This is a genomic window from Streptomyces sp. NPDC051940, from assembly GCF_040680895.1.
Taxonomy (GTDB): Bacteria; Actinomycetota; Actinomycetes; order Streptomycetales; family Streptomycetaceae; genus Streptomyces.
In genome coordinates this window covers 1-3,622 of record NZ_JBFAXR010000257.1, presented here as the reverse complement: position 1 = coordinate 3,622, position 3,622 = coordinate 1, and the positions used below count along the sequence as shown (strand labels likewise).

3 protein-coding genes and 2 pseudogenes are annotated in these 3,622 nt (G+C 71.4%); 3 read left to right on the top strand and 2 right to left on the bottom strand.

Annotation, left to right across the window (positions count from 1 at the left end):
* Window positions 1–677, top strand: a 677-nt coding sequence (locus AB0M28_RS40115) for an MFS transporter (RefSeq protein ID WP_365415727.1), incomplete at its 5' end; no start/stop codon positions are given.
* 42 nt (window positions 678–719) lie between these two features.
* Here the strand turns inward: AB0M28_RS40115 and AB0M28_RS40110 are convergent.
* Window positions 720–935, bottom strand: coding sequence for a hypothetical protein (locus AB0M28_RS40110; protein ID WP_365415725.1), 216 nt, complete (start codon window positions 933–935; stop codon window positions 720–722).
* Between the two features lie 83 nt (window positions 936–1,018).
* On the opposite strand from AB0M28_RS40110, the gene map reads away from it, so the two are divergent.
* Together map and AB0M28_RS40100 are read left to right on the top strand one after the other, a co-directional pair.
* Window positions 1,019–1,876: a type I methionyl aminopeptidase gene (gene map, locus AB0M28_RS40105; RefSeq protein WP_365415723.1), complete on the top strand. Its 858-nt coding sequence runs from the start codon at window positions 1,019–1,021 to the stop codon at window positions 1,874–1,876.
* 74 nt (window positions 1,877–1,950) lie between these two features.
* Window positions 1,951–3,041, top strand: a pseudogene (locus AB0M28_RS40100) (transposase).
* Between the two features lie 34 nt (window positions 3,042–3,075).
* Here AB0M28_RS40100 and AB0M28_RS40095 read toward each other — a convergent pair.
* Window positions 3,076–3,622, bottom strand: a pseudogene (locus tag AB0M28_RS40095) (gfo/Idh/MocA family oxidoreductase); the annotation flags it as partial.

Below are 3,622 nucleotides of genomic sequence, written 5' to 3'. Positions count from 1 at the left end.
CCGCGGCGCACGAGGCGGCGAAGCCGTCCCTCGCCGCGATCGCGGAGGGCGCGCGCTACGCCTGGAGCCGCAAGGAGCTGCTCGGGACGTACGCCATCGACCTGTCGGCGATGTTCTTCGCCTTCTGCCTGGCGGTCTTCCCGTTCCTCGCGGACGAGCTGGACGCGCCGTGGTCGCTGGGCCTGATGTACGCGGCGCTCCCCGCGGGCGCGATGCTGGTGAGCCTCACCAGCGGCTGGACCTCGCGGATCCACCGGCACGGCCGGATGGTGGTCGTGGCGGCGGCCGGCTTCGGCGCGTGCACGGTGGCCGCGGGCCTGATGGACAACGTCTGGCTCGTGTTGCTGTTCCTGACGCTGGGCGGGTCCTTCGACATGGTCAGCGGCATCTTCCGGGGCGCGATCTGGAACCAGACGATCCCGGACGAGCTGCGGGGCCGCCTGGCCGGCATCGAGCTGCTGTCGTACACCGTGGGCCCGCAGCTGGGCCAGGTCCGCTCCGGCGGCGCGGCCGCCGTCACGGGCGTGCGCGCGTCGGTGTGGTCCGGCGGGCTGCTGTGCGTGGTGTCCGTGGGACTCCTGGCGACGTGTCTGCCGACGCTGATGTCGTACGACTCCAGGACGAACGAGCACGCGGTCGCCCTGCGGACCAAGCGCGAGGCGGCGGCCGCCGCCTGAGCCGGGCGCCTCCGGCGAGGTGTCGGACCTCGCCGGAACCGCTCAGGATTCCTTCTCGTCCTTCCAGCGCGCGTCGGAGTCCCACTCCTCGTTGCGCTCGTCCGCGATCTCGATCGCGTGCGCGGCGGCCTCCGGCGTCGGGTACGGGCCGAGCCGGTTCTTGGCCGGGCACTCCGGGCCCTCCTCGACCTTCTTGTGCTCGAGGCAGTAGTACCACTCGCCCGGTTTCCCGACGGTCTTCTTCTTGAACAGCGCCACGGCACTCACTCCACAGGTCATCCAGGGCGGGCAGAGCATCTGCCCGCCATCGTGCCCCATCGGCCACGGATACACTCGCTGTCATGTCTGGCCAGTCGCTGCTCGTCCCCGGGACCCTGTCCCCCACCCGCCCCGTCCCCCCGTCGATCCCGCGCCCGGAGTACGTGGGCAAGGCCGGGCCGGCGCCGTACACGGGCGCGGAGGTGCAGGACGCCGAGACGGTCGAGCGGATGCGGATCGCGGGCGGGATCGCCGCGCGCGCCATGGCCGAGGCGGCCAAGCACATCGCGCCCGGTGTCACCACGGACGAGCTGGACCGGGTGGCGCACGAGTACCTCTGCGACCACGGCGCGTATCCGTCGACGCTGGGCTACCGCGGCTTCCCGAAGTCGCTGTGCACCTCCGTCAACGAGGTCATCTGCCACGGCATCCCCGACTCGACGGTGCTGCGCGACGGCGACATCGTGAACCTGGACGTCACGGCGTACATCGGCGGCGTCCACGGCGACAACAACGCCACGTACCTGTGCGGTGACGTCGACGAGGAGTCGAGGCTCCTGGTCGAGCGCACGCAGGAGGCGCTGAACCGCGCGATCAAGGCCGTGAAGCCGGGCCGTGCGGTCAACATCATCGGCCGGGTCATCGAGTCGTACGCCAAGCGCTTCGGCTACGGCGTGGTGCGGGACTTCACCGGGCACGGCATCAACAGCTCGTTCCACAGCGGGCTGATCATCCCGCACTACGACAGCCCGCACCACACGACGGTGATCCGCCCGGGGATGACGTTCACCATCGAGCCGATGCTGACGCTCGGCACGCACGAGTACGACATGTGGGACGACGGCTGGACCGTCGTGACCAAGGACCGCAGGCGTACGGCGCAGTTCGAGCACACGCTGGTGGTCACGGAGACCGGCGCGGACATCCTGACGCTGCCCTGACCGCCGCTGCCCTGGTCACCAGGTCGGAGATCGTTCGGGGTCGATTGTCAGTGCTCCCGGATAGGTTCGGGTGCATGGCTGCGGTGGCGACGGCGAAGGGTTCCGGGTGTGCCCGGTACACCTTCCGGCTTCGTGTGTCGTCGAGTGCCCGCACTGCCTTGCTGGCCGAGTGGGACCGCTGCCGGTGGGTGTGGAACGAATGCGTGGCCAAGTCCCGTCAGGTGCACCAGCACAACACCGCGCACCCCGACGACAAGCTGACGTGCGGGCCGGCACAGCTGGACAAGATGCTGACCGGGGCCCGCGCCGCGACGCCGTGGCTGCGTGAGGGCCCGAGCGTGCCGCAGCAGCAGACCATCCGGGACTTCGCCACGTCCCGCGCCAAGGCGCTCAAGGACACCACGGCGAAGCTGCCGGTGCGCCGGCGGGCCGGGATGCCCCGGCACAAGAAGAAGCGCGACGCCGATCCGACGCTGAACTACACCGCCCGGGGCCGTCCGTGCCGTCCTCGGTGCGGGTGTACCGGGACGCGGTGGGGCACTGGTACGCCTCGTTCGTCGTCGCCACCGAGGCCCAGCCGCTGCCCGCGACGGGCCGGGTGCTGGGCGTGGACTGGGGCGTGGCACAGACCGCGACCACTACCTCCGACGCCCACGATCTGCCGCACCCGCGGCACGGCAAGAGCGCCGCGCAGAAGCTGGCCCGCTACCAGCGGATGATGGCCCGCAGGAAGCCCGCGAAGGGTCAGGCCGCGTCGAAGGGCTACCGCACGGCCAAGCGGCAGGCCGCGAAGCTGCACCGGAAGGTGGCCCGGCAGCGGACCGACACCGCTCGCAAGTGGGCCAAGCACGTGGTCCGAGACCATGACGTGATCGCGGTGGAGGACTTCCGGCCGAAGTTCCTCGCCAAAACCACGATGGCCCGCAAGGCGGCCGACGCCGCGATCGGCGCTACCAGACAGGCCCTGATCGGGACGGGCCGCAAGCACGGGCGGGACATCCGCCTGGTCCATCCCGCGCACACCACCATGGACTGCACCGCGTGCGGAGCCGTGTCCCCCAGGGACAAGAACTCCGCCCGCGTGATACTCCTCCGGGCTGGTCTCAACCCGGCTGGTGCCGAGGGCGCAAGACCTCCGGGAGCGCCGCTCCCGCAGGCAGCCTGAGCCAGGAATCCCCCTCGCCCACGAGGGGGAGGATTCAAAGCCTGACGACCGTCCCCGTCAGCCGCGCCTCCTCCGCCGCGAACACCACGCGGTGGGAGTCGCGGCTCTCGGCCGCCCCCGACAGCAGCAGCTCCGGCCGGCCCTCGTGGTGCGCGGCGACGAACGCGTCGACGAGCCCGCGGTCGCCGCCGCCGTGGCCCTCGCCGGCGGAGGCGCCCTCGGCGTGGGTGTCGATCGCGGTGCGCTCCTCGGTGGCGAAGTCGTACAGCTCCAGATGGCGGCCGTCGCCGGTGAGCTGGCCCCGGGTGCCGAAGATCCTGGTGTGCCGCTGCTCCATCGGGGTGAACGCGGTCAGGGTGAAGGAGGCGGTCACGCCGCCCTCGTACTCCAGGTTCACCACCTGGTGGTCGACCACGTCGTTGTCGCAGGCGTACACGCAGCGGCCGTACGGCCCCTCGGCGAGGGCACGGGCGACGGCCTCGCCGGTCAGCTCCTCGGCGGCGATCCAGGCGAAGTGGCCCTTGCCGGTGGACGGCCCCTTCCGCAGGCCCGTCTCGTACAGCCGCTTGGCGGAGAAGGCG